Source organism: Pseudomonas sp. PDM13 (assembly GCF_025685765.1).
GTDB lineage: Bacteria > Pseudomonadota > Gammaproteobacteria > Pseudomonadales > Pseudomonadaceae > Metapseudomonas > Metapseudomonas solani.
Genome location: NZ_JAOTQU010000043.1, coordinates 14,794 through 33,874 on the forward strand (window position 1 = coordinate 14,794; position 19,081 = coordinate 33,874).

The 19,081-nt window shown below is 68.2% G+C and carries 15 protein-coding genes; 9 read left to right on the forward strand and 6 right to left on the reverse strand.

Going from position 1 to position 19,081, the window contains the following annotated elements; genetic code table 11:
* Positions 1 to 35 precede the first annotated feature (35 nt).
* Positions 36 to 1,037, forward strand: a complete 1,002-nt coding sequence (locus tag OEJ36_RS29435; RefSeq protein WP_263404526.1) for an AraC family transcriptional regulator — start codon at positions 36 to 38, stop codon at positions 1,035 to 1,037.
* Between the two features lie 372 nt (positions 1,038 to 1,409).
* Here OEJ36_RS29435 and OEJ36_RS29440 read toward each other — a convergent pair whose 3' ends face one another.
* Complete coding sequence (locus tag OEJ36_RS29440; RefSeq protein ID WP_263404517.1) at positions 1,410 to 2,765, reverse strand: 3-oxoacyl-ACP reductase; 1,356 nt, start codon at positions 2,763 to 2,765, stop codon at positions 1,410 to 1,412.
* A gap of 180 nt (positions 2,766 to 2,945) precedes the next feature.
* Between OEJ36_RS29440 and OEJ36_RS29445 the strand changes: the two genes are divergently transcribed.
* The gene (locus tag OEJ36_RS29445) at positions 2,946 to 4,223 is read left to right on the forward strand and encodes an acetyl-CoA C-acetyltransferase (RefSeq protein WP_021219722.1); all 1,278 of its coding nucleotides are present in this window, start codon (positions 2,946 to 2,948) and stop codon (positions 4,221 to 4,223) included.
* A 115-nt stretch (positions 4,224 to 4,338) separates the two neighbouring features.
* Here the strand turns inward: OEJ36_RS29445 and OEJ36_RS29450 are convergent, their stop codons facing one another.
* The gene (locus OEJ36_RS29450) at positions 4,339 to 5,352 is read right to left on the reverse strand and encodes a bile acid:sodium symporter family protein (protein WP_263404518.1); all 1,014 of its coding nucleotides are present in this window, start codon (positions 5,350 to 5,352) and stop codon (positions 4,339 to 4,341) included.
* A gap of 82 nt (positions 5,353 to 5,434) precedes the next feature.
* Here OEJ36_RS29450 and OEJ36_RS29455 point away from each other — a divergent pair, with 82 nt between their 5' ends.
* From OEJ36_RS29455 to OEJ36_RS29465, 3 genes are all read left to right on the forward strand, one after another.
* A complete protein-coding gene (locus OEJ36_RS29455) occupies positions 5,435 to 6,223 on the forward strand; it encodes an AraC family transcriptional regulator (protein ID WP_021219724.1) in 789 nt (262 codons plus the stop codon).
* 195 nt (positions 6,224 to 6,418) lie between these two features.
* A complete protein-coding gene (locus OEJ36_RS29460) occupies positions 6,419 to 9,940 on the forward strand; it encodes a response regulator (RefSeq protein WP_263404519.1) in 3,522 nt (1,173 codons plus the stop codon).
* 13 nt (positions 9,941 to 9,953) lie between these two features.
* Positions 9,954 to 11,138 (forward strand): two-component system response regulator, encoded by a 1,185-nt coding sequence (locus tag OEJ36_RS29465; RefSeq protein ID WP_263404520.1) that lies wholly within the window; start codon positions 9,954 to 9,956, stop codon positions 11,136 to 11,138.
* Between the two features lie 3 nt (positions 11,139 to 11,141).
* Here the strand turns inward: OEJ36_RS29465 and OEJ36_RS29470 are convergent, their stop codons facing one another.
* Together OEJ36_RS29470 and OEJ36_RS29475 are read right to left on the reverse strand one after the other, a co-directional pair.
* The gene (locus OEJ36_RS29470) at positions 11,142 to 11,423 is read right to left on the reverse strand and encodes a DUF2218 domain-containing protein (protein WP_263404521.1); all 282 of its coding nucleotides are present in this window, start codon (positions 11,421 to 11,423) and stop codon (positions 11,142 to 11,144) included.
* Between the two features lie 65 nt (positions 11,424 to 11,488).
* Positions 11,489 to 12,130: an NAD(P)-dependent oxidoreductase gene (locus OEJ36_RS29475; RefSeq protein WP_263404522.1), complete on the reverse strand. Its 642-nt coding sequence runs from the start codon at positions 12,128 to 12,130 to the stop codon at positions 11,489 to 11,491.
* A gap of 109 nt (positions 12,131 to 12,239) precedes the next feature.
* Between OEJ36_RS29475 and OEJ36_RS29480 the strand changes: the two genes are divergently transcribed.
* From OEJ36_RS29480 to OEJ36_RS29495, 4 genes are all read left to right on the forward strand, one after another.
* Complete coding sequence (locus OEJ36_RS29480; protein WP_184492027.1) at positions 12,240 to 13,133, forward strand: LysR family transcriptional regulator; 894 nt, start codon at positions 12,240 to 12,242, stop codon at positions 13,131 to 13,133.
* Between the two features lie 72 nt (positions 13,134 to 13,205).
* A complete protein-coding gene (locus OEJ36_RS29485; protein ID WP_184492026.1) occupies positions 13,206 to 14,099 on the forward strand; it encodes a PA4780 family RIO1-like protein kinase in 894 nt (297 codons plus the stop codon).
* 89 nt (positions 14,100 to 14,188) lie between these two features.
* Entirely contained in the window at positions 14,189 to 14,653 is a 465-nt protein-coding gene (gene bfr, locus OEJ36_RS29490; protein WP_021219731.1) for a bacterioferritin, read from the forward strand.
* 190 nt (positions 14,654 to 14,843) lie between these two features.
* Positions 14,844 to 15,746 carry an EamA family transporter gene (locus tag OEJ36_RS29495; protein WP_263404523.1) on the forward strand — a complete coding sequence of 301 codons (903 nt, stop codon included), beginning with the start codon at positions 14,844 to 14,846 and terminating at the stop codon, positions 15,744 to 15,746.
* On the opposite strand, the gene cueR is transcribed toward OEJ36_RS29495, so the two are convergent.
* Positions 15,712 to 16,113 carry a Cu(I)-responsive transcriptional regulator gene (cueR, locus tag OEJ36_RS29500; protein WP_263404524.1) on the reverse strand — a complete coding sequence of 134 codons (402 nt, stop codon included), beginning with the start codon at positions 16,111 to 16,113 and terminating at the stop codon, positions 15,712 to 15,714. The genes OEJ36_RS29495 and cueR overlap by 35 nt on opposite strands.
* An 88-nt stretch (positions 16,114 to 16,201) precedes the next feature.
* Entirely contained in the window at positions 16,202 to 18,604 is a 2,403-nt protein-coding gene (locus OEJ36_RS29505) for a heavy metal translocating P-type ATPase (RefSeq protein ID WP_263404525.1), read from the reverse strand.
* Positions 18,605 to 19,081 lie beyond the last annotated feature (477 nt).

Here is a 19,081-nt window from a genome sequence, read left to right on the forward strand (position 1 = left end):
CCCCCGCCCCGCATAACAAGAATATTCAGAAAATGATGCGTGATCTGACCGACGACGTGGCGCTGATGCGCCCGGTGATCGACGCCCTGCGAGCCAGCGGTGCCGACCCTGACAAGGTGCTGGTGCGTGTCGGCCTGCCGCCGGGCGGGCTGCCCGCCGGCCGCTTCCCCCATACGGCGCAGACTCTGTTCTGGAAAGCCGCCGCCGAGGAATGCGCCGAGGAGCACGTCGGCCTGCACCTGGCCGGGCACCTGCCGGCCTTCCACGGGCTGCTGCTCGAATACCTCTTCCTCTCCAGCGAGACCTTCGGCGAAGGCCTGCGCCACGCCCTGCGCTACGTGCGCCTGCTGTCCGACACCCTCAACGCGCGCCTGGAAGTCGAAGGCGAGCGCGCCGTGCTGTCCCTGGGGCAGGACGCCAGCATCAACCGCCACTTCCCGGAGATGCTCGCCGGCGCGGTGATCCGCCTGTTCGACGCCCTGACCGAAGGCGACTTCAAGGCCTGCGAAGTGCAACTGATGCACACCGAAGGCGCGGCTGCCGAGCGTTACCAGGCGGTGTACGGCTGCCCCGCACGCCTGGGCGCCGAGCGCTATGCCCTGGTGTTCGACGCCGCGGTGCTGGACAAGCCCTCGCGCCACGCCGCACCGGAACTGCTGCGCATGCACGAATCCCTGGCCCGCCGACAACTGGCCGAAGTGGAACGCCTGGACCTGGTGCGCAAGGTGCGTGAACTGATCGGCGAACTGCTGGTGGACGGCGGCGCGACCCTGGAACAGGTCGCCGCCCGCCTCAACATGCCCGCCCGCCGCCTGCGCGAACGCCTGGCCATGGCCGGCGTGCGCTTCAACGACCTGGTCACCGACTACCGCTGCCGCCTGGCCAAGGAACTGCTGCTGAAAACCGACGAGCGCATCGAAGTGATAGTCGAGCGCACCGGCTTCTCGGAGCCGAGCACCTTCTATCGCGCGTTCAAACGCTGGGTGGGGGAGACGCCGGTGGAGTTCCGGCGGAGGGGGAAACCCGCCGGAGGCTAGCTACAAGCGGCAAGTTTCAAGCTGCAAGCAAGAGCCGCGCGTAGTGCGTAGGGTGGGCTTCAGCCCGCCGACCACACCGCAACATCAAAGCCGGGCACAGGTCCCGGCTTTTTCTTGTCGCTTGTCGCCAGCTGGAAGCTAGAGGCCTGAAGCTGGAAGCGGGGTTCTGCGCGTAGGGTGGGCTTCAGCCCACCGGTTACATCGCTGGTGGGCTGAAGCCCACCCTACAAGTGCTACCGACTCCCCGCCACACCATGCTCTTTCTTCCAGCTTCCAGCTATCCGAGCCCCTCAAATGCATAGGCTGGGCCACCCACTCCCAGCCACTCCAAGCTCTTACTTGCCGCTTGCAACTTGAAGCTTGCCGCTGCCTTTAAGCCCCCAACAGACTTTGCCCACACACCCTCATCACCTGCCCAGTCAACGACCCCGAGCTGGGCTGGGCGAACCAGGCGACGGCTTCGGCGACGTCCTGGGGCAGGCCGCCCTGGCTCATGGAGTTCATGCGGCGGCCGGCTTCGCGGATGGTCAGGGGGATGGCGGCGGTCATCTGGGTTTCGATGAAGCCCGGGGCCACGGCGTTGATGGTGATGCCGCGCTTGCCCAGAGCCGGGGCCCAGGCCTGTGCCAGGCCGATGACGCCGGCCTTGCTCACCGCGTAGTTGGTCTGGCCCATGTTGCCGGCGATGCCGCTGATGGAGGCGATCAGCACCACGCGGCCGTTGTCGTGCAGCTTGCCGGCGTCGAGCAGGGCCTGGGTCAGCACCTGCGGGGCGTTGAGGTTGACGTTGATCACCGAGTCCCAGAAGGCATCGCTCATCTTCGCCAGGGTCTTGTCGCGGGTGATACCGGCGTTGTGCACCACGATGTCGAGGCCGTCCGGCAGCGCGTCCACCAACTGCGCGGCGGCGTCGGCGGCGCAGATGTCCAGGGCGATGCCACGCCCACCCAGGCGCGCGGCCAGGGCATCGAGGGAGTCCTTGGCCTGGGGCACGTCCAGCAGCACCACTTCGGCACCGTCACGGGCCAGGGTTTCGGCGATGGCCGCACCGATGCCGCGGGAGGCGCCGGTGACCAGTGCCTTGAGGCCATTGAGCGGGCGGCTCCAGTCCTTGACCTGGGCACTGCTGGCCGAGAGGCGCAGCACCTGGCCGGAAACGTAGGCGCTCTTGGGCGAGAGGAAGAAGCGCAGGGCGCCTTCGAGCTGGTCCTCGGCACCCTTGCCCACGTACACCAGCTGCACGTTGCCGCCACGGCGGATTTCCTTGCCCAGGGAGCGGGTGAAGCCTTCCAGGGAGCGCTGCACGCTGGCGGCCACGGTGTCCTTCAGCGACTCCGGCGGGCGGCCCAGCACCACCACGCGCGGGCACTTGCCCAGGCCCTTGAAGGCCGGCTGGAAGAAGTTGCGCAGCTCGATCAACTGCTCGAAGCGGGTCAGGCCGCTGGCGTCGAACACCAGCGCCTTGAGCTTCGGGCCGTGCTCGGCGGTCCAGCGGGTCAGGCCGAAGCGGCCTTCTTCGGTGGCGAAGGATTGGTCGGTGAGCTTGTTCAGCACGCCGCTGGCGGCTTCGGCCAGGGCCCCCTCACCGCCCAGCAGCAGGGCGCCATCCACCGGCCGGGTGCGGCCCGCCATCCAGCGCTCCAGGCGCATCGGCGCGGGCAGCCCGAGGGCGCCGACCAGGCGTCGGCCGGCGTTGGAGTTGGCGAAGGCGAGATAACGGTCGGACATGGGGGCAGGCTCCTGCACGCATAAATGAAGTGGGGCTCACTCTACGCAGACAACACAATCGCGCAATTGACCGTGTTGACCACTCTGTTGGCAAGGCGGCCAATGCGACGGCCAGGCGGGCGGCTAGTCTTGTCGCCAACGTTGCGCACCGCAATCCATTCCCCAGGCAAGGAGTCACCCATGACCCAGCTGCGCCGGGTCGCCATCGTCGGCGGCAATCGCATTCCGTTCGCCCGTTCCAACACGGTGTACGCCACCGCCACCAACCAGCAGATGCTCACCAGCGCGCTGGAAGGCCTGGTGGAGCGCTACAACCTGCACGGCGAGCGCATCGGCGAGTTCGTCGCCGGTGCCGTGCTCAAGCATTCCCGTGACTTCAACCTGGCCCGCGAATGCGTGCTGGGCTCGCGCCTGGCGCCGGAAACCAGCGCCTATGACATCCAGCAGGCCTGCGGCACCGGCCTGGAGGCGGCCATCCTGGTGGCCAACAAGATTGCCCTCGGGCAGATCGACAGCGGCATCGCCGGCGGCGTCGACACTACCTCCGACGCGCCCATCGGCGTGCACGAGGAGCTGCGCAAGATCCTCCTGGAGGCCAACCGCGGCAAGACCACCGGCGACAAGATCAAGAGCCTGCTCAAGGTGCGCCCGCGCCACCTGGCGCCGCACATCCCGCGTAACGGCGAGCCGCGTACCGGGCTGTCCATGGGCGAGTCCTGCGAGCTGATGGCGCAGACCTGGTCCATCCCCCGTGACGAGCAGGACGCCCTGGCCGTGGCCAGCCACCAGAAGCTCGCCGCGGCCTATGCCGAAGGCTGGCAGAACGATCTGCTGACCCCCTTCCTCGGCCTGACCCGCGACCAGAACCTGCGCGCGGACATCAATCCGGAGAAGCTCGCCACCCTCAAGCCGGTATTCGACAAGGGCCCGCGTGGCACCATGACCGCCGCCAACTCCACCCCGCTCACCGATGGCGCTTCCGTGGTGCTGCTGGCCAGCGAGGAGTGGGCCAAGGCGCGCGGGCTGCCGATCCTCGCCTACTTCAAGGACGGCGAAGCGGCGGCGGTGGATTTCGTCGGTGGCAAGGAAGGCCTGCTGATGGCGCCGGTCTATGCGGTGCCACGCCTGCTGGCGCGCAACGGCCTGACCCTGCAGGACTTCGACTACTACGAAATCCACGAGGCCTTCGCTGCCCAGGTGCTTTGCACCCTCAAGGCCTGGGAAGACGCCGACTACTGCAAGACCCGCCTCGGCCTCGACCAGCCGCTGGGCTCCATCGATCGCAGCAAGATGAACGTCAAGGGTAGCTCCCTGGCCGCCGGCCACCCCTTCGCGGCCACCGGCGGGCGCATCGTCGCCAACCTGGCCAAGCTGCTTTCGGTGGCGGAAAAGGGGCGCGGGCTGATCTCGATCTGCGCCGCAGGCGGGCAAGGTGTGACCGCGATCATCGAAAAGTAATCCAATACCCGTGACCGCAATCCATCGCGGGTCACATGATGTATGCAACTCCGTGATTTAGGGCGGCCCACAGGTTGGGCCGCCCTTTTTTTCGCCTGTTTTTCGAGGGCGGGTGTCAGGCCGCGCTCGCCTGCGCCTGGCTCAGTTCGCGGCCACGGTTGGCGTAGCGCTCGGCCATCACCGAGCAGACGATCAGCTGCATCTGGTGGTAGAGCATGATCGGCAGCAGGATCAGGCCCAGCGCCGGGTTGGCGCCGAAGATGATCGCTGCCATGGGGGCGCCGGCCGCCAGGGATTTCTTGGTGGCGCAGAACACCGCGGCGATCTCGTCCTCATGGTTGAAGCCCAGCGCCCGCGCCGATCGGGTGGTGGCCCAGAGCATCAGCGCCAGCAGCAGGGCGCTGCCGATGAAGGCGATGACCAGGGTTTCCGGCCCTTGTTGCTGCCAGATGCCGCCGGCCACCGAATCGCTGAACGAGGCGAATACCAGCAGCAGGATCACCAGCTTGTCGAACACCGCCGTGTAGCGCTTGTAGCGGGCGAAGAATTTGCCCCACAGCGGGCGCAGCGCCTGGCCCAGTACCAGCGGCAGGAGCAGCAGCAGGCTCAGGTCGATCAGCGTCTTGCCCAGGTCGATACCGCCATTGGCGTCGGCCACCAGGCTGATCAGCCAGGGCGTCAGGAACACCCCCAGCAGGCTCGACAGGCTGGCATTGAGAATGGCCGCCGGCACGTTGCCGCCGGCGCTGCCGGTCAGCGCCACCGACGAGGAAATGGTCGAGGGCAGGGCGCAGAGGTAGAAGAAGCCCAGCATCAGGGCCGGCGGCAGTTGCTTGCCGAACAGCTTGTCCACCGCCAGCCAGGCCAGCGGGAACAGGGCGAAGGTGAAGACCTGCACCATGATGTGCAGGCGCCAGTTGCTCAGGCCCTTGCGGATCTGCTCGGTGGACAGGTTGATGCCGTGCAGGAAGAACACCAGGAACACCCCGGCATTGATCAGGCTCTCGGCATGCAGCACGCCGCCGTGGCGGCCGATGTCCGGGAACAGCCAGGCCAGTGCCACGGCCACGAGCATGCCGCCGAGGAACCAGTCGGTGACCAGGCGCTTGAGGGGTTTGAGTGCCGACATGGGGCCTCCGTGCAGCGAACGGGATTGAGGCCGCAGGTTAACGGGCGCAGAATCCGACCGTCTAACGACAGCGGATCAGAAGATGTCGCCAAACGGACAGATCGACCTTCAACGCAGCATTCCCAGCCTCGACGTGCTGCCCCGGCCGCTCTATGCGCGGGTGGAAAGCCTGCGCGCCGGCTCCTGGACGGCGCGCCACAGCCACGACTGGGTGCAGCTCTCCTACGCCATCAGCGGCGTGCTCGGCGTGCACACCGCCGCAGGCAGCTTCTTCGCCCCGCCGCACTGGGCGATCTGGGTGCCGGCCGGGCTGGAGCACGAAGTGGTCACCTCGATGAATGCCGAGATGCGCAGCCTCTACGTGCGCGGCGACGCCTGCGCCTGGGCGCCGGATCATTGCCGGGTGCTGGAGGTGACGCCGCTGGCCCGCGAGCTGATCAAGGGCTTCTGCGAGCTGCCGGTGGAATACCCCGAGGGTGACTGCGCCGAAGCGCGCCTGGTGGCGGTGCTGCTGGACCAGCTGCGCGCCTTGCCGGAGGCTGGCTTCTCCCTGCCCATGCCTGCCGAGCCGCGCCTGCTGCGCCTGTGCAACGAACTGGTGGCGCAGCCCGACCTGGCCCGCCCCCTGGGCGAATGGGCCAGCCTGCTCGCCACCTCGGAGAAGACCCTGATGCGCGCCTTCCAGCGCGAGACCGGCCTCAGCTTCCGCCAATGGCGCCAACGCCTGCGCCTGCTCGCCGCCCTGCAACCGCTGGAGCAGGGCCACAGCGTCACCCAGGTCGCCCTCGGCAGCGGCTACGACTCGCCTTCGGCCTTCATCGCCGCCTTCAAGGGCCTGTTCGGCGTCACGCCGGGCGAGCTGTTCCGCTGAGGCTCGACGTCTCCCCATATTCGGGGCTCTCCGGCTGGCTGGCGGCTTTGTAGGGTGGACCCCGCTTCACCGGTCCACCAGGCGGAGTTGAAGGCATGCTCGGGCGCTCGGCGCCACTGAACTCGGCACCTCACCTTTCCAACCTCCGGCCGCTGGCTAAGCTGAACAGCGGTGGACGAGCACAAGGAAAGCCCCATGTTGCGTGCCTCTGTATGGCTGCTGCTGATGCTGCTGGCATCACTGGCCCTGGGCGGAAACGAGCGGCTCGATTTCGAGGCCGACGAGGCCGCCTGGCTGCAGGACCATCCGCGCATCCGCGTGGGGGTGCCGCGCCATGGCTGGCCGCCCTTCGACCTGGTGGAGTCCGACGGCAGTTACCAGGGCATCAGTGCCGACTTCCTGCGCCTGGCGGGCGAGCGCCTGGGGTTGGGTATCGAACCGGTCTATTTCGATGACTGGCAGCAGGCCCAGGACGCCCTGCGCGAACGCCGCGTGGACGTGTTGCCGTCCATGGCCAGGCTGCCCGCACGGGAGAGCTGGGCGGTGTTCAGCGAGCCCTACCTGATCAGCACCAGCCTGCTTTTCACCCGCCGCGAAAGCACCCTGCAGGGGTTGGCCGACCTGGCCGGCAAGCGCGTGGCGGTGGAGCGTGGCTATGCGGTGCAGGCCATGCTTCGCGAGCGTGCGCCGGGGTTGCTGCTGGTGGAGACCGCCGACACCGAAGCGGCGCTGCGGGCAGTGTCGTCCGGGCGTGCCGATGGCTACGTGGGCAACATGATCGTCGCCAGCTACCTGATCCGGCAGTTCAACCTGAGCAACCTGGAGCTGCGCGGCGAATCCGGACTGGGCAGCAGCGAGCTGCATTTCGGCGTGCGCCGCGACTGGCCGCAGCTGGCCGACCTGATCGACCACGCCCTGGCCAGCATCGACCGCGAGGAGCGCGAGGCGATCATGGACCGCTGGCTGCCGCCGCTCACCGAATTCAACTGGCGCAAGGCTGCCGAGGTGGGCTGGCCGTTCGCCCTGGGGGTGATCGTCCTGGTGGGCTTCGTGCTGCTGTGGAACCGCCGCCTGGCGGTGCAGGTGGAGGAGCGCCGCCGCGCCGAAGCCGAGGCCCAGCGCCAGCGCAGCACCCTGCTGGCGCTGGTCAACGCCATTCCCGACCCGATCTGGTTCAAGGATGCCGAGGGCCGTTACCTGGGTGCCAACCAGGCCTTCGCCGAACTCATCGGCCAGAGCCGCGACGCCTTGCAGGGCCACACCGATGCCGAGCTGCTGCCCACCGAGCGGGCGCGCATGCGCCTGATCCAGGACCAGGCGGCCCTGGCCCTGAGCCTGCCCTTCGAGAGCGAGGACTGGGTGGTGCAGCGCGATGGTCGCAAGGTGCTGTTCGACACCGTGCGCGCCACCTTCCACGACGACAAGGGCCAGTTGCTGGGCCTGGTGGGCGTCAGCCGCGACGTCACCGCGCGCAAGCACAGCGAGGAAACCCTGGAGCAGGCCAAGGAGCTGGCCGAGGAAGCCGCGCGGACGAAGGCCGACTTCCTGGCCAACATGAGCCATGAGATCCGCACGCCGATGAACGCCATCATCGGCATGACCCACCTCGCCCTGAAGACCGACCCCGAGCCGCGCCAGCGCGAGTACCTGGGCAAGATCCAGCAGGCCAGCCAGCACCTGATGGGGGTGATCAACGACATCCTCGATTTCTCCCGTATCGAGGCCGGCAAGCTGAGCGTCGAGCGCATCGACTTCGACCTGCAGCTGGTGCTGGAGAACCTCTCCGGGCTGATCAGCGAAAAGGCCGCCTGCAAGCGCCTGGAACTGGTGTTCAACATCGACCCGCAACTGCCCCTGCAACTGGTGGGCGACCCGTTGCGCATCGGCCAGATCCTCATCAACTACGCCAACAACGCGGTGAAGTTCACCGAACAGGGCGAGGTGGAAGTGATCGTCCGTGGCGAGCACCGGCGCGGCGATGAGCTGGAGCTGTACCTGGCGGTGCGCGACACCGGCATCGGCCTGGATGCCGAGCAGCAGGGGCGGCTGTTCGAGTCCTTCCAGCAGGCGGACAACTCCACCACCCGGCGCTACGGCGGCTCCGGGCTGGGCCTGGCCATCTGCCGGCGCCTGGCCGAGGCCATGGACGGCGCCGTGGGCGTCGACAGCCGGGTGGGCATCGGCAGCCTGTTCTGGTGCCGGCTGCCGGTGCAGGTGTCCGCCCGCCAGCCCAATGAACTGTTGTTGCAGCCCGACCTGCTCGACCGCCGCGTGCTGGTGGTGGACGACAACGATGCCGCGCGCCAGGTGATCAACGACATGCTTGCCAGCCTGGCGCTGCGGGTGGACGCGGTGCAATCCGGCGAGGAGGCGCTGCTGCGGGTGGCCGAGGCGGAGCGCGAGGACGACCCCTTCGAAATGGCCTTCATCGACTGGCAGATGCCCGGCCTGGATGGCGTCGAGACCGCCCGCCGCCTGCACCGCCTGGGCCTGCGCAAGCCACCGCGGATGCTGCTGGTCACCGCTCACGGCTTCGATGACCTGGGGGATACCGCCAAGGCCGGCATAGACGAGGTGCTGCACAAGCCGCTCAACCCTTCGGTGCTGCTGGAGGCGTCGCTGACCAGCCTGGGGCGCCGTGGGGGCAACCCGCCGCCACCCAGCACCGCCGCGTTGCTGGACGCCATGCCGCGCTTCGACAACCAGCGTGTGCTGCTGGTGGAGGACCACGCGCTGAACCGCGAGGTGGCCACTGCCTTACTGGAGGAAAGCGGCCTGCTCATCGACCAGGCGGAGAACGGCCTGGATGCCGTCGACCGTCTGCGCTGGCAGCCGCCGGGCTACTACGCGCTGGTGCTGATGGACATGCAGATGCCGGAGATGGACGGCCTGGAAGCCACCCGCGAACTGCGCCGCGAACCGCGCTTCCTCGACTTGCCGATCATCGCCATGACCGCCAACGCCCTGCCCGGCGACCGCGAGCGTTGCATCGAGGCAGGGATGAACGACCACGTCAGCAAACCCATCGAACCCCTGGAGCTGTGGGCCACTCTCAGCCGCTGGTTGCGGGGCTCACGGGGGCAGGGCGAGCCGTCCAAGGCGGTGGTGGCGAACTTGCCCGACTGGGTGTTGCCGGGGGTGGATATCGCCAGCGGCCTGCGCCGGGTGCTGGGCAAGCAGCAGGCCTACCTCGGCTTGCTCGGCAAGTTCGCCAGGGGCCAGCGGGCGTTTATCGCCAGCCTGCGCCAGGCATTGGGTGATGGCGATCGCGACAGTGCCGAACGCTTGGCCCACAGCCTGCGCGGGCTGGCAGGCAACCTCGGGGCGACGGCGCTGCAGGCCCAGGCCGAAGCCCTGGAACGCAGCATCCACCAGGGCGCGCGCCTGGCCCAGCTGGAGCGCCAGATACTGGAGCTGGAACCGCCGCTGCTGGCGCTGGTCCGAGCCATCGATGAGCTGCTGCGCGAGCAGCGCCCGGAACCGGCCGCCGTCAGCTACGACCCGGCGCGCCTGGCGCCCCTGTGCAAGCGCCTGGCGCAGTTGTTCGAGGACGACGACCCGCGTGCCGGCAAGCTCTTCGAGGAACAGGCGGAATTGCTCCGCAGCGCCTTCAATGAAGGCTACGGGCCGCTGGAGTCGGCGGTGCGCAGCTACGATTTCGAGGCGGCGCTGGTGGTCCTGCGGGAGATGGCGGGGCAACGCGACATTTCACTTTGACGAGGTGCGGCAGATGGTCGGCATGCTGGACAGATCGGAGCGCGAGGTGATCCTGGTGGTGGACGACACCCCGGACAACCTCGAGCTGATGAGCGAGCTGCTGATGGACCGCTACCGGGTCAAGGTGGCCGGCAGCGGTGCCAAGGCATTGAAGATCGCCGCCGGGCACATGCGCCCGGACCTGATCCTGCTCGATGTGATGATGCCGGAGATGGACGGCTACGAAGTCTGCGCGCGGCTCAAGGCCGATGTCGCCACCCGTGATATCCCGGTGATCTTCCTCACCGCCCGCAGCGAGATGGCCGACGAGCAGAAGGGCTTCGACCTGGGCGCGGTGGACTACATCACCAAGCCCATCAGCCCACCCATCGTCCTGGCGCGGGTGCAGGCGCAGCTGCAGCTCAAGGCCACGGCCGACTTCCTGCGCGACAAGAGCGAATACCTGGAGCTGGAGGTGCGCCGCCGCACCCGCGAGATCCAGCACCTGCACGACGCCACCATCGAAGCCCTGGCGGGCCTCGCCGACATGCGCGACAACCCCGACGGCAACCACCTGGTGCGCATCGAGCTGTACATGCGCCTGCTGGGCACGGCGTTGGCGCGGCAGCAGCCGGGCATGGCCGAGGAACTGACCGAGGAGCGCATCAACCTGATGGCGAAATCGGCCTTGCTGCACGACATCGGCAAGGTGGCGCTGCCCGATCGCGTGCTGCTTAACCCCGGGCAACTGGAAGGCGACGACCTGCGCCTGATGCAGAGCCACACCCGACTCGGTCGCGAAGCCCTGGAGCGCGCCGAAGCGCGGCTGGGCGGCAGCGAGCAGAGCTTTCTCGGCTACGCCAAGGAAATCCAGTACGGGCACCACGAGCGCTGGGACGGCTCGGGTTATCCACAGGGCCTGCGCGGCGACCAGATACCCCTCGCGGCGCGCCTGATGGCGGTGGTGGACCACTACGACGGGCTCACCGGCTACCACCCCTATCGCGGCAGCCTGAGCGGCGACGCAGCGGTGATGCGCATCAGCGCCGGCAGCGGCAGCGAGTTCGACCCGCTGGTGGTGATGGCCTTCCTCGAAGTGGCCGACGGCTTCGCCCTCATCGCCCAGCGCCACGCCGACAGCCGCGCCGCCATCGACGGCGAACTGCAGCGCCTGGAAGACTCCATTGCCGAGAGCATCGAGCTGACGTTGCCAGAGTGAGTCTCAGCGCCAGTCGAGCTGCAGCGCCTCCTGCCAGGCGAAGCGTTCGAAGTGGCTGGCGATCACGTCCTTCATCTTTTCCAGGTTCGCCGTGTCGGCGGCTTCGACCTTGAGGGTCAGGCCGCCGGCTTCGGCGTGCAGCAGGCCGATGCCGAAGTCGAACTCGATGCGTCCCTGGTGCTCGTCGAAGCTGACCGGGATGCGGTGGGCGAAGTGTTTGCACAGGCGGCTGATGTAGCGCGCCGGGGTGTCGGTGGCGACGTGCGCGGAGGCGGTGAGGCTCATGGGCTGCTCCTTGTGGATAAGGGGATGCGGTGGGCCGTCGGAGGCGGGCCCACCCTGCGTCGGAATCAGTAGCCGACGGTGAAGCGCTGGCGGATGTGCTGCGGGTTTTCCAGCTCGTCGACGATGGCCACAGCCAGGTCGGCCACCGAGACGCTGGCCGGGTGGTCACCGTCCATCAGCAGTTCGTTGCCGCCGATACGGAAGCGGCCGGTGCGTTCACCGGGCTGCAGCAGCGCGGGCGGCGAGATGAAGCTCCAGTCCAGGGCGGTTTCGGCCTGGATCAGATTCAGTGCCTGGCGCGCGCCTTCGGCGCCTTCCTTGTATTCAGCGGGGAAGTGCGGGGTGTCGATCAGCTGCACGCCGGGGGCGACGTAGAGGCTGCCGGCACCGCCGACCACCAGCAGGCGGCGGACGCCGGACTGATTGGTGGCGGCGAAGATCGAGCGGGTGCCGGCGATGAACTGCTCGCGGATGTCCTCGCGGCCCCAGCCGGGGTTGAAGGCGTGGACGACGGCGTCATGCCCGGCCAGTTGCGACGCGGTGGCGGCGGCATCATGGATGTCGGCCTGCAGCGCTTTCAGGTTTTCGTGGGCGGCGAGCTTTTCCGGGTGGCGTACCAGGGCGGTGACCTGGTGGCCGCGTTGCAGGGCTTCGGCGAGTACGGCGGAACCGACGAAACCGCTGGCACCGATAAGGGCGATCTTCATGGTGTTCTCCTGGAGTTGGGTGAGTGATTCGAGGTGCTGCATCATCGCTGCTGGATAATCGACGGAAAAAGTGGCAGAAAGCGCTTTCACAATTAAGCGGTGCTTACGAATGGAGCAGCTCAAGCGCATGGCGGTGTTCGCCACGGTGGTGGAGAAAGGCTCGATGGTGGCGGCCGGGGAAGCCCTGGGCATGAGCGCCTCGGCGGTCAGCCAGCAGATCCGCAAGCTGGAGGAGTCGACCCGGGTCAGCCTGCTCCACCGCACCACCCGCAAGCTCACCCTGACCGAGGCCGGCAGCCTGTTCTACCGCAGCTGCGCGCAGGTGCTGGAGCTGGCGCAGCAGGCCGAGCAGCGCCTGGCCGAGCTGCGCGATGCGCCGGTGGGGGAGTTGCGCATCGCCGCCCCGGTGGGTTTCTCCGGGCGCTTCATGACCGACGCCCTGGCACCGTTGCTGGAGGCGCACCCCGGGCTGAGCCTGCGCCTGTTCTTCCATGACGAGCAGATCGACCTGGTGGAGCAGCGCATCGACATGGCGGTGCGTGTCGGCAAGCTGGAGGACTCCAGCCTGGTGGCGCGGCATATCGGTGATTGGCCGATGCTGCTCTGCTGCGCGCCGGCCTACCTGGCCCGCCACCCCGGCGTTACCCGCCCCGAGCAACTGCTGGCACTGGATTGGGTGAGCCTGGGCAGCGACCGCCCACAGGGCCCGGTGACCCTGCACGGGCCGGGCGGCGAGGTGCAGCGCCTGCGCATCGAGAGCCGGGTGGTGTGCAACAACATCCTCTCCACCCGCAGCTTCACCCTGGCCGGCTTCGGCCTGTCGCTGCAGCCGGAGCCGGAAGTGCGCGACGAACTGACCAGCGGTCGCCTGCTGCGGGTGCTGCCGGATTGGCGCACCGACCCCGTCGGCATCTACATCGTCACCCCGCGCCGCGATGCCCAGCCGGCCAAGGTGCGCTATGCCATGGATGCGCTGCGCCACAGTCTGCAGCGCGGCGGATAGTCGCGGGGGCGCGCATGCCGTATAAAGTCGGACGATGTCCGCCCGTAAACAGAGGATTGGCTACAAAGCAGCATGAAGACTCCAAAACGCATTGAACCTTTGGTGGAAGACGGCCTGGTCGACGAAGTGGTCAGGCCCCTGATGAGTGGTAAGGAAGCGTCGGTCTACGTTGTGCGTTGTGGCAGCGAGTTGCGTTGCGCGAAGGTCTACAAGGAGGCCAACAAGCGCGGTTTCCGCCAGGCCGCCGAGTACCAGGAAGGGCGCAAGGTGCGTAACAGCCGCGACGCCCGGGCTATGGCCAAGGGCTCCAAGTACGGGCGCAAGGAACAGGAAGAGAACTGGCAGAACGCCGAGGTCGCGGCCTTGTTCCGCCTGGCCGCTGCCGGCGTGCGCGTGCCCAAGCCCTATGACTTCCTCGATGGCGTGCTGTTGATGGAGCTGGTCACCGATGGCTACGGCGATGCCGCGCCGCGCCTCAATGACGTCGACCTGACGCCCGAGGATGCCCGCGAATTCCACGGCTTCATGATCGGCGAGATCGTCAAGATGCTCTGCGCCGGCCTGGTCCACGGCGACCTCTCCGAATTCAACGTCCTGCTCGACCCCTACGGCCCGGTGATCATCGACCTGCCGCAGGCGGTGGATGCCGCCGGCAACAACCACGCGTTCCGCATGCTGGAGCGTGATGTCGGCAACATGGCCGCGTATTTCGGGCAGTTCGCCCCGGAATTGCTCTACACGCGCTATGCCAAGGAAATGTGGGCGCTCTACGAGGACGGCAAGCTGACTCCGGAAACACCGCTCACCGGCCAGTTCGACGAGCCGGAGGACGCCGCCGACGTCGACGCGGTGATGCGCGAGATCAAGGCCGCCCTGGCCGAGGAAGCGCGGCGCCAGGCGCTGCTCAACGAGGACGAGGACAAGGCCCGCGACGAGCCGCCGCCCCCGCCCTGGATGCAGAATTGAGGCTGCGGCATCGGCTCGCTTGACCGGGGCCGATCCGCGCAGGACCATTACGCGCTCGAATCACCGCGTTTGCAGGGGAGAACACACGAATGCAAGGGCAAGCCGAAGTAGTCGAATACCTCAAGGACCTGCTGCGGGGCGAACTGGCCGCTCGCGACCAGTACTTCCTGCACTCGCGCATGTACGCCGACTGGGGCTTCACCAAGCTCTTCGACCGGATCAACCACGAGATGGAAGAAGAGACCGAGCACGCCGATGCCCTGCTCAAGCGCATCCTCTTCCTCGAAAGCACCCCGGACATGTCGCCCAAGCCGATCCACCCGGGCGCCACGGTGCCGGAGATGCTGCGCGCCGACCTCCAGCTCGAGTACGACGTGCGTGCCGCCCTGAGCAAGGGCATCACCCTGTGCGAGAAACACAAGGACTACATCAGCCGCGACATCCTCGCCCTGCAGCTGCAGGACACCGAGGAAGACCACGCCTACTGGCTGGAACAGCAGCTGGGCCTGATCGACCGCGTGGGCCTGCAGAACTACCTGCAATCCCAGGGCTGATCGCGCCCGCACCGGTTCCCGGAAAGCCCCCGGCGGGGCGTCTACCCAGGTAGATGCGCCTCCGGGGGCTTTTTCATGGGCGCCCGAGTTGCGCCGGCGCGGCCTGTATCCCGCCATTAGCGGGCATCTGTATCCATACAAGCGGCCGATGACCTGCTAGCGTGGCCAGCCCGCTATACGAGTGCCCGCCATGCCCTTGCCGCACATCCTTCTCGCCCTGTTGGTGACCCTGGTCTGGGGTGTCAACTTCGTGATCATCAAGCTCGGCCTGGCGGAGTTCCCGCCGCTGCTGTTCTGCGCCCTGCGCTTCGCCCTGGCGGCCACGCCGCTGCTGTTCCTGCGCGGGCCGATGCCGGCACCGCTGTGGCGCATCGTGCAGATCGGCCTGCTGCTGGGGGTGTTCAAGTTCGGCGTGCTGTTCATCGGCATGAAGATCGGCATGCCCGCAGGGCTCACCTCCCTGGTGCTGCAGAGCCAGGTGTTCTTCACCATCCTCATCGCCGCCCTTTTGCTGGGTGAGCGGCCCAGCCGGCGCGGGGTGCTGGGCCTGGCGCTGGCGGCGTCCGGGCTGGTGCTGATCGGCCTGGAGCGGCCCATGGGCGACAGCCTGCTGGCCTTCGCGCTGGTGCTGGTGGCGGCCCTGGCCTGGGCCTTCGCCAACATCGCCACCAAGCGTGCGGGTGCCACCGACATGCTGCGGCTTATCTGCTGGGTGAGCCTGGTGCCGCCGCTGCCGTTGCTGGCGCTGTCCTGGGTGTTCGAGGGGCCGCAGGCGATGGCCGCGTCCTTCGAGCACGCCACCCTGGTGGGCTACGGCTCGCTGCTGTTCGTGGCCTTCGGCGCCACCACCCTGGGCTTCGCCATCTGGAGCTTCCTGCTCAGCCGCCACCCGGCGAGCCTGGTCACCCCCTTCGCCCTGGCGGTGCCCATCTCCGGGCTGCTGTCCGGCTGGCTGCTGCTGGACGAGGCGCTGAGCCCGGCGGGCTGGCTGGCCTGCGTCATCGTCTTCGTCGGCCTGGCGATCACCGTGCTGCCCAAGGGGCTGCTGGGCCGCCTGGTCAGTGGCAGCAGCCGCCCGACTCCAGGTCCTTGAGGATCGGGCAGTCGGGGCGGTGATCGCCTTGGCAGTGGTCCACCAGTTCCTGCAGGGTGTCGCGCAGCCCCGCCAGCTCGGCGATCTTGCGGTTAAGTTCTGCGATATGGTCGCGGGCCAGTGCCTTGACGTCGGCGCTGGCGCGGCCGCGGTCCTGCCATAGCTGCAGCAGCTTGCCGACCTCCTCCAGGGAGAAGCCCAGGTCCCGCGAGCGGCGGATGAAGGCCAGGCTGTGCAGGTCCTGCTGGCTGTACTGCCGGTAGCCGCTGTCGCTGCGCCCGGCCTCGGGCAGCAGGCCGATGGATTCGTAGTAGCGGATCATCTTCGCGGTGAGCCCGCTCTTCTTCGCGGCCTGGCCGATGTTCATGCATCTGTCCTCTCGGGTTGAGGTGTCCGGGCGCCCGTGGGGGGCGCTTGGTGAATGAATCCGCCCCTGCCAGAACAACGTCCTGGCGTCAGTCTTCCTTGGGTTCGTCCCCGGCCGGCTTCCAGGTCTTCAGCAGCAGGGCGTTGCTCACCACGCTGACGCTGGAGAGTGCCATCGCGGCGCCGGCGACCACCGGGTTGAGCATGCCGGCGGCGGCGAGGGGGATGCCCACCAGGTTGTAGATGAAGGCCCAGAACAGGTTCTGGCGGATCTTGCCATAGGTGCGCCGGGCGATCTCCAGGGCAGCGGGCACCAGGCGCGGGTCGCCGCGCATCAGGGTGATGCCGGCGGCATGCATGGCCACGTCCGTGCCGCCACCCATGGCGATGCCGACGTCCGCTGCCGCGAGGGCCGGAGCGTCGTTGATGCCGTCGCCGACCATCGCCACCACCGCGCCACCGGCCTTGAGCCGTGCCACCTCGGCGGCCTTGTCTGCCGGCAGCACTTCGGCGTGCACGTCGTCGATGCCCAGTGCCTCGGCCACCACCCGGGCGCTGCCACGGTTGTCGCCGGTGATCAGGTGGCTGGCGACATGGCGCTCGCGCAGGGCCTGCACGGCTTCACGGGCACCGTCCTTGAGGCTGTCGCCGAAGGCGAACAGGCCGATCACCCGTTCCTGGGGCTGCAGCTCCAGCAGCCAGGACAGGGTGCGGCCCTGGGCCTCCCAGGCCTCGGCGGAGGCCAGCAGGGCACCGCCGTCGAGCGTGCTTTCGTCCAGCAGGCGACGGTTGCCCAGGGCCAGCAGGCGCCCGTCCACCACACCCTGGATACCGCGCCCGGTGAGGGATTGGCTGTCCGCGACCTGGGGCACCGTCAGGGCACGCTCGCTGCAGGCGTCGAGCACGGCCTTGGCCAGCGGGTGCTCGCTGCCGCGCTGCAGGGCGCCGGCCAGCGCCAGCAGGCTGGCTTCGTCGCCATCGGCGGCGCTCAGGTTGGTGATGCGCGGGGTGCCGGAGGTGAGGGTGCCGGTCTTGTCGAAGGCCACGGCTGTGACCGCGTGGGCGACCTCCAGGGCTTCGGCGTCCTTGATCAGGATGCCGTGGCGGGCGGCGACGCCGGTGCCGGCCATGATCGCCGTCGGCGTGGCCAGGCCGAGGGCGCAGGGGCAGGCGATCACCAGCACGGCAACGGCGTTGATCAGTGCGGTTTCCAGGGGCGCGCCGGCCAGCAGCCAGCCGCCGAGGGTGGCCAGGGCGATCAGCAGCACCGCCGGGACGAATACCTGGCTGACCCGGTCCACCAGTTTCTGGATCGGTGCCTTGGCCGCCTGGGCGTCTTCCACCAGGCGGATGATGCGTGCCAGCACGGTCTCGCCGCCGATGGCGCTGGTGCGCACCCGCAGGCGACCTTCGCCGTTGATGGCGCCACCGGTGACGCTGTCGCCGGGGCGCTTGGGCACCGGCAGGCTTTCACCGCTGATCAGGGCTTCGTCGGCGTGGCTCTGGCCTTCCAGCACCTCGCCGTCCACCGGGAAGCGCTCACCGGGCTTCACCAGTACCTCGTCGCCCAGGCGCAGTTCGGCGATGTCCACCTCTTCCTCGCGGCCGTCGCGCAGGCGGATGGCCCGTTCCGGGCGCAGCGCTTCGAGGGCGCGGATGGCGGCGCTGGTCTGGCGCTTGGCGCGGCTTTCCAGGTACTTGCCCAGCAGCACCAGGGCGATGACCACCGCCGAGGCTTCGAAGTACAGGTGCGGCGTGTGGCCGGGGTGGGCGGTGGCCCATTGGTAGAGGCTCAGGCCGTAGCCGGCGCTGGTGCCGATGGCCACCAGCAGGTCCATGTTGCCGGTACCGGCGCGCACGGCCTTCCAGGCGGCGCGGTAGAAGCGCGCACCGAGGATGAATTGCACCGGGGTGGCCAGGGCGAACTGCGCCCAGGCCGGCAGTATCCAGTGCAGGCCGAAGGGTTCCAGCAGCATCGGCAGCACCAGGGGCAGCGCCAGGGCCAGGGCGATGCACAGCGCCCAGCGTTCGCGGCGCAGGCGACTGGCGGTGTCGTCGCTGGGCGGTGTGGCGGCATCCAGGGCGCGGGCGTGGTAGCCGGCCCGCTCCACGGCCTGCAGCAGCGTGCTGCGCTCCACTTCGCCGAGCAACAGCAGGTGGGCGCGCTCGGTGGCCAGGTTCACCGTGACCTCGCCCACCCCCGGCACCTTGGCCAGGGCGCGTTCCACACGGCCCACGCAGCTGGCGCAGGTCATGCCGTCGATGGCGAGTTCCAGGCGCTGGCCGGGCACTGCGTAGCCGGCACCTTCCACCGCCGCGCGCAGGGCCGGCAGGCTGTCGTCCGGCGCTTCTATACGGGCGCGCTCGGTAGCCAGGTTGACGCTGGCGGCCTTCACCCCAGGCACCTTGGCCAGGGCACGCTCCACGCGTCCGGCGCAGCTGGCGCAGGTCATCCCGGCAATCGGCAGGTCGAACGAAACGGATGGATTCATGGGCAATTCCTCCTTGGTTGCCCACAGGATCGACCTTGACACGAGGGCAAGGTCAAGCGGCGAGTTGTCGCAGCGCTCCCTCTGTAGGGGCGAATTCATTGGCTCTGTCTGCGTTAGCTGTTGTGGTTTTGATGCAAGCGCTCAAGCACGGTGCTTTCCGGGCGTCCAAGGGTTCGTGCCAGCTCCACCGCATGGGTTTCGCTTCGCTCTACACCATCCTACGAAGGCCCGTGCGCACCACATGGCGATGCGCTGGACGAAGAAAGTTGGGGCAGCCGCCAACGCCCCTCCAGGAGGCCGAACGCAGTCGTTGCGCCGGGGGACGAGCGGCATGGATGCCGCGAGAGGCGCGCCAGGCCATGGATGGCCCATCGCGCCGGCCCCCAGAGCAACGATGGAGTGAGGGAACCCCGGCGAAGCCGGGGCCGGATGATGGGGCAAGCGTTTTTGGTTCCTTTTTTGGCGATTGAAAAAAGG

Bases quoted from the DNA above. Each gene is read 5' to 3' on its own strand.
- OEJ36_RS29435 (WP_263404526.1), top strand. From the start codon at position 36: ATGCGTGATCTGACCGACGACGTGGCGCTGATGCGCCCGGTGATCGAC.
- OEJ36_RS29440 (WP_263404517.1), bottom strand. From the start codon at position 2,765: ATGTCCGACCGTTATCTCGCCTTCGCCAACTCCAACGCCGGCCGACGC.
- OEJ36_RS29445 (WP_021219722.1), top strand. From the start codon at position 2,946: ATGACCCAGCTGCGCCGGGTCGCCATCGTCGGCGGCAATCGCATTCCG.
- OEJ36_RS29450 (WP_263404518.1), bottom strand. From the start codon at position 5,352: ATGTCGGCACTCAAACCCCTCAAGCGCCTGGTCACCGACTGGTTCCTC.
- OEJ36_RS29455 (WP_021219724.1), top strand. From the start codon at position 5,435: ATGTCGCCAAACGGACAGATCGACCTTCAACGCAGCATTCCCAGCCTC.
- OEJ36_RS29460 (WP_263404519.1), top strand. From the start codon at position 6,419: ATGTTGCGTGCCTCTGTATGGCTGCTGCTGATGCTGCTGGCATCACTG.
- OEJ36_RS29465 (WP_263404520.1), top strand. From the start codon at position 9,954: ATGGTCGGCATGCTGGACAGATCGGAGCGCGAGGTGATCCTGGTGGTG.
- OEJ36_RS29470 (WP_263404521.1), bottom strand. From the start codon at position 11,423: ATGAGCCTCACCGCCTCCGCGCACGTCGCCACCGACACCCCGGCGCGC.
- OEJ36_RS29475 (WP_263404522.1), bottom strand. From the start codon at position 12,130: ATGAAGATCGCCCTTATCGGTGCCAGCGGTTTCGTCGGTTCCGCCGTA.
- OEJ36_RS29480 (WP_184492027.1), top strand. From the start codon at position 12,240: ATGGAGCAGCTCAAGCGCATGGCGGTGTTCGCCACGGTGGTGGAGAAA.
- OEJ36_RS29485 (WP_184492026.1), top strand. From the start codon at position 13,206: ATGAAGACTCCAAAACGCATTGAACCTTTGGTGGAAGACGGCCTGGTC.
- bfr (WP_021219731.1), top strand. From the start codon at position 14,189: ATGCAAGGGCAAGCCGAAGTAGTCGAATACCTCAAGGACCTGCTGCGG.
- OEJ36_RS29495 (WP_263404523.1), top strand. From the start codon at position 14,844: ATGCCCTTGCCGCACATCCTTCTCGCCCTGTTGGTGACCCTGGTCTGG.
- cueR (WP_263404524.1), bottom strand. From the start codon at position 16,113: ATGAACATCGGCCAGGCCGCGAAGAAGAGCGGGCTCACCGCGAAGATG.
- OEJ36_RS29505 (WP_263404525.1), bottom strand. From the start codon at position 18,604: ATGAATCCATCCGTTTCGTTCGACCTGCCGATTGCCGGGATGACCTGC.